The sequence below is a fragment of the Rahnella sp. P4_A8 genome (assembly GCF_056402435.1).
This window is the reverse complement of record NZ_JBFUHK010000120.1, coordinates 1-4,878: the sequence shown is the minus strand read 5'-3', so window position 1 is coordinate 4,878 and position 4,878 is coordinate 1. Positions and strand designations below refer to the sequence as shown.

The following is a 4,878-nucleotide window of genomic DNA, read 5'->3' as shown; positions in this document are numbered from 1 at the left end:
GTTAAGCAGCCCTCATAAACTGATTGACCTGTTTCAGTAAATGTCACATATAACGGCACTGATGGTTTCGCATTATGGTTTCGTGTAGTGATAACCACAGCAGTTCTATTGGGTTCAGCCACGGTGAATATGTCGGCAGGAATAACAACCGGAGCTTCGTGTTCTTTTCCAGCCAGCGCTCTACTTTGCGGCTTTTATGAATGACGTAGTTATCAAGAACCAGCGTAATGGTTTTCGCTCCCCGGTATGTACACCGTCATACCACTAACAGTCTGATAAACACATCAGAATTTTTACTGCTGCCGCTGACGTAGTGGATTTTTCCGGTGCCAGAATGTAGTGCTCCAGCCCGATAATGCTTTTGGTTCTGACCCGGTGTGGCGATATGTTTCTGTTGCCCTTGATGCATCCAGTCCGCACCGATTTTGGGGTTCATGTCGATATCGACTTCATCTTGATAAAAGTTTGCGCGGGTGCCGGATGCTGACATTCTCGTCAACAATGTCGGCACGGGACGCATGAAGCCCTTCTTCGAAATCGGCGACAGCGAGTGGACCGATCTCTTCGAGTTGAACGTCATGAGTGGTATTCGCGCCTCCCGCCACCATGTGCCGAACATGATGAAGCGCGGCTGGGGTCGTGTCGTTTTCATCAATAGCGAGTCCGCACTCGCTATCCCCGTGGACTTGATCGACTACGCGATGACCAAAACCGCTCAGCTCGCCATTTCGAGGGGCCTGGCCGAGGTGGTCGGCGGAACGGGCGTCACAGTCAATTCCGTCCTCCCCGGTCCGACCAATTCGGAGATCATGGGTGGTTGGATGAAAGCGGCTGCGGAGGCGCAGGGTATCACGCAAGAGGAAGCCGAGCAGCAGTTCCTCAACACGACGCGTCCGACAACGCTCATCAAGCGCTTCGCGACAACCGAAGAAGTCGCAAACCTGGTCATCTATGTGTGCTCGGAGCAGGCTTCGGCGACAACGGGCACTTCCTTGCGTGTTGACGCCGGTGTCGTTCAGACAATTGCATAAGGCGCACGCTTTTTCACTCGCTCATGCCCGAGTTCGACAGCCTGCGTCTGGGATTGGGCCTTATCGACAACGGACTTGGTGAGTCCTATCTTAGCCATGACGACTGAGGAAGTTCATTCAGACGGGCTTCAACGCTGCGCCAGTCTAATGATTCGGCCCAGTAGGTGCAGAGGTGCTGCAGAAGTTCCATGCAACCAGCCCTGCTTTACTTCAAGGCCAAGGGTTTCCTTCAGTTTAGGACTGGGTACCTTAATAAAAAAAACTATCTAAAATTTCCAGAACTCTTCCGAGAGCTTTGTTACGGTGCGGTGCGACATACATGCCATAGCTAAGCGTCAGATCGGGTAAAGGCAGGCCCACTTTCTTCATTGTGCTCTGCCGGAATATATCTGGTCCGATGAGCGCGATCCCCATCCCGCTTTCGATGGCTGCTGTAATGACACCCATATTTGAGCTAGTAACGACAATTTTGTATTCAAAACCCGCAGCGGTAACTGCCTGCCGTATCATTTCCCGCATAAAACAGGTTTCACCGTAAACAATGAGCGCGAGAGGCTGATGCGGATCGGGCATACAGTCGGGTGCACATACCCAGTGAAGCTGTGACAGCCAGCTTTTTTCTGGCGGTGCACTGAAAAACCGGGTTGCACCGATGGCGATGTCCAAATGACCGCTCTGCCAGCCCTTTGCCACCCTTTCATCGTAATCCACAACCACGCGAGCATGCATGCCGGATAACTGCTGGCGTATGCGACGAAGGATGGCAGGGAAAACCGTCATGGCATAATTTTCAGCAATACCCAAGCTGAAAGTCATGGTTTCTGACCAGCCCTGTAACTGATTCACCGCTTCTTCTGCAAGCGTGAGGAGACGGTGGGCATAGGACAGCAGAAGCTCACCTTCGGGCGTCGGCCTGACGCCGCGGCCAGTCCGGTGAAGCAGGCGTACGTCAAGCTGCTGTTCAAGCCGGATAATCTGTATGCTCAGCGCTGACTGAGTTCTGCCCGACTTATCTCATGGGGAAGGGATAAAACTCTCCCCCCTTTACGCCAATTGACAGGCGTGGTCGTGGGCTTTGCCGGGATAGCGCTGCTGGTGTTCAGCAGTCACCAGGGAGGCCAAAACAGTGCAGCGGGTATCTTTGCCATACTGATTTCAACCGCATCCTGGGCGTTCGGGGCGGTTGTTCTTACCCGTAACGCCAGGGGCGCCACGGGGATAACTGCGCTGTTTATTCAGTTCTTTTCAGCCAGCYTGGTGCTGTGGGCAGCGGTAGTATTATCCGGAGAGCTGAAGAGCTTTTCGTTATCAGATGTCAGTACCGCTGCATGGTGGTCGCTGTGCTATCTGGTTCTGATTAGCAGCGTCTGCGGCTACGGCGTGTTTATCTGGCTCAGTCGCCGTACCTCCCCGGCGATATCAAACAGCTTTTTCTATGTTGCACCCGTCGTGGCAATGGTTGCCGCCACCGCTGTCTTTGGTGAACCCCTGACCGGCCTGAAAATGACGGCTGCCGGCATATCGTTGTGCGGGGTAATACTTATTGTCAGCACTGGCAGAAAGAAAATCTGAGGGATAAAAAAGCTCAACAGTGCTCTGGTTGCGCCCTGCTGAGCAGAATTACTTAACGGAGATACATCTTTTCATCTGGCGTATACCCCGGCCCAACCGTACTACACACTGAGTATAGAAGGCGTACATCACCATGACCGACACTCATCAGCACTCGCTGGAATCGCGCTTTTTCAGCATCACGCACTACCTTGAATGCGGTCCGCATGCCGGGCCACTTATGATATTCCTGCACGGCTGGCCAGGGCTGAGCCTGATGTGGCGTGCGCAGATGCAAGCGTTTTCGGAGGACGGCTGGCACTGTATTGCACCCGACCTGCGCGGGTACGGCAGGTCAGCTACGCCTGAAACCCGCGAGGCCTACGCAATTGAACAAATCGTTTCAGATATGACAGCACTGCATGACCACCTCGGTGGTCAGCCCGCCGTGTGGGTGGGCCATGATTGGGGYAGCGTGGTGGCCGGTCAACTGGCGGCGCATGAATCCTGGCGGGTACGGGGTATTGTACTGACCTCACTGGCTTATTTTCCCGATGCGAACGCCCTTCCCACGCTCGTACCGCTGGTTGACAGACATATTTATCCGGCCAATGAGTATCCGGATGGACAGTGGGACTACTTCCGCTACTATACCACGCACTTCGACCAAGCGGTTGCCGACCTGGATGCCCATAAAGAAGCTTCGCTGGCATCAATATATCGTTCCGGAAGCCCTGACTCAGTCAACAGGGTTTCGCCGAATGCACTCGTCACGCGTARTGGCGGCCGCTTTTGGTCCCGCACATTGTGCACCGCCTGTAAAACCAGATCCTGCGCTGTGGCCACAGGCCGATTTTGACACACTGGTTAATTCATTCCGGATGACGGGTTTCCGACCAGCCTGTTCATGGTATCTCAATGATAGCGCAAACATAACGTACGCTCGCAGAGCACCCGGAGGAGGACATCTGTCTCAGCCTGTGCTGTTTATCAACGGCGATTGGGATCAGAGGAAACCAGCAGGGTGAGCCGATGCGGTCCGCATGCAGTGACCTGACAGTTGTAAACTTACCGGCCGGGCACTGGTTACCTCTGGAGCGTAAAATGGAGCATATTGAGATAATCCGTCTCTGGCTTAGGAAAAAAGTTAAGTTTGAGGGTCAATAAGGGGTCCGCTTGGAAAACGGGAAATTCGCGGCGATATTGCCCAAAAATTTAGCCTCCGAATTTACTGCCCTGTTGAGCAATTGAGATAGATTACTAGCCGTCGGTACAATAGAGCTCGGAAATGTTTCTGGGACCTCGCCAACAAATCCTAACGTGATCCCTTCCCAATATTGGTGCCAGGATAAATCAGAAAGGAAGTCCCAGCGGTGTTTTCTCAGTTTCACTTATAATCCGTAATCTTACTGGCACCATTTACCTCACACACTTCATCAGGAACTGAACAAACGGTCAATTCGCTTTCAAAATGACTCACGAGACAGCCAGGGGCTATCTACCAGTACCCTCCCCTTGCTGCTATCACCGTTAATAATATGCAACGTACTCAGCCGACCAATTTCGTAATGCGGTAATTGTACCGTCGATAAAGGGGGTAAAAACAGATTGCCGATTCCCACAAGGTTATCGTACCCAATGACACCGATATCCAGAGGGACACGTATTCCTTTAGCCAAAAGGGTTTGATACACCATGAATGCAATGCGGTCATTCCCACAAATCACCGAATCAAACTGCGGTATCCCCTGATGAATATGGGCCAACAGGATGTCGGGAATATCACGGTAGTGCTCGTCGCCAAATTGCATATAGCAATGATCCAGCTTGTCAGGATCGATGCTGGCCTCATGACAGGCGCGCTCGAGCCCCTTTCGGCGACGGGATGTCGCCAGGTGGTTGACCGGTAAATGAAGACAGATGGGCCGACGATATCCTGCTGCCAGCAATGCCTGAACTGCACTGTACTGCCCATGTTCATCGTCAGGGATGTAACAGGCAACCGGCTCCCCTTTGTTTTCACAATTTGCCAGAACACAGGGATGCGTCAGCAACTTGAGCGGAACGTGTACTTCGCGCAATCCCATAGTGGTGAAAATAATGCCCCCGGGCCGGTGAGCGAGAAGCAGATCGACAATATCGTCAGGGTTATCATTAGAGAACATATTAACCACGAAGCTATTCCAGCCGTGTGCGCGGGCAGTCTCCTCAATTGACAGCGTGATTTCGACCGAAAAAGGTGTGGTTACCGTATCCAGTGCCAGTACGCCAATCGTTTTATTTTTAGTACCGACAC

Annotated in this window: 6 protein-coding genes and 2 pseudogenes; 3 read left to right on the top strand and 5 right to left on the bottom strand. The window is 52.6% G+C overall.

All coding sequences use genetic code 11. From position 1 onward, the window contains the following. Nucleotides 1–46 precede the first annotated feature (46 nt). Nucleotides 47–463, bottom strand: a pseudogene (locus AC1DUO_RS23310) (IS630 family transposase); the annotation flags it as partial. A gap of 55 nt (nt 464–518) precedes the next feature. Here AC1DUO_RS23310 and AC1DUO_RS23305 point away from each other — a divergent pair. Then, complete coding sequence (locus tag AC1DUO_RS23305; RefSeq protein ID WP_443568119.1) at nt 519–1,031, top strand: SDR family NAD(P)-dependent oxidoreductase; 513 nt, start codon at nt 519–521, stop codon at nt 1,029–1,031. 85 nt (nt 1,032–1,116) lie between these two features. Here AC1DUO_RS23305 and AC1DUO_RS23300 read toward each other — a convergent pair whose 3' ends face one another. The 3 genes and pseudogenes from AC1DUO_RS23300 to AC1DUO_RS23290 form a co-directional block, all read right to left on the bottom strand. Then, on the bottom strand, nt 1,117–1,221 hold the full coding sequence (locus AC1DUO_RS23300; protein ID WP_443568117.1) for an epoxide hydrolase N-terminal domain-containing protein: 105 nt from the start codon (nt 1,219–1,221) through the stop codon (nt 1,117–1,119). 59 nt (nt 1,222–1,280) lie between these two features. Continuing rightward, nucleotides 1,281–1,877 carry a LysR substrate-binding domain-containing protein gene (locus AC1DUO_RS23295; protein WP_443568115.1) on the bottom strand — a complete coding sequence of 199 codons (597 nt, stop codon included), beginning with the start codon at nt 1,875–1,877 and terminating at the stop codon, nt 1,281–1,283. A 60-nt stretch (nt 1,878–1,937) separates the two neighbouring features. Further along, a pseudogene (locus tag AC1DUO_RS23290) lies at nt 1,938–2,027 on the bottom strand (helix-turn-helix domain-containing protein); the annotation flags it as partial. A 72-nt stretch (nt 2,028–2,099) separates the two neighbouring features. On the opposite strand from AC1DUO_RS23290, the gene AC1DUO_RS23285 reads away from it, so the two are divergent. Together AC1DUO_RS23285 and AC1DUO_RS23280 are read left to right on the top strand one after the other, a co-directional pair. After that, the gene (locus AC1DUO_RS23285) at nt 2,100–2,603 is read left to right on the top strand and encodes a DMT family transporter (RefSeq protein WP_443568113.1); all 504 of its coding nucleotides are present in this window, start codon (nt 2,100–2,102) and stop codon (nt 2,601–2,603) included. Between the two features lie 133 nt (nt 2,604–2,736). Further along, on the top strand, nt 2,737–3,441 hold the full coding sequence (locus AC1DUO_RS23280) for an alpha/beta fold hydrolase (protein WP_477988971.1): 705 nt from the start codon (nt 2,737–2,739) through the stop codon (nt 3,439–3,441). Between the two features lie 607 nt (nt 3,442–4,048). On the opposite strand, the gene AC1DUO_RS23275 is transcribed toward AC1DUO_RS23280, so the two are convergent. Then, a partial coding sequence (locus AC1DUO_RS23275; protein ID WP_477988969.1) for a substrate-binding domain-containing protein occupies nt 4,049–4,878 on the bottom strand: 830 nt, incomplete at its 5' end.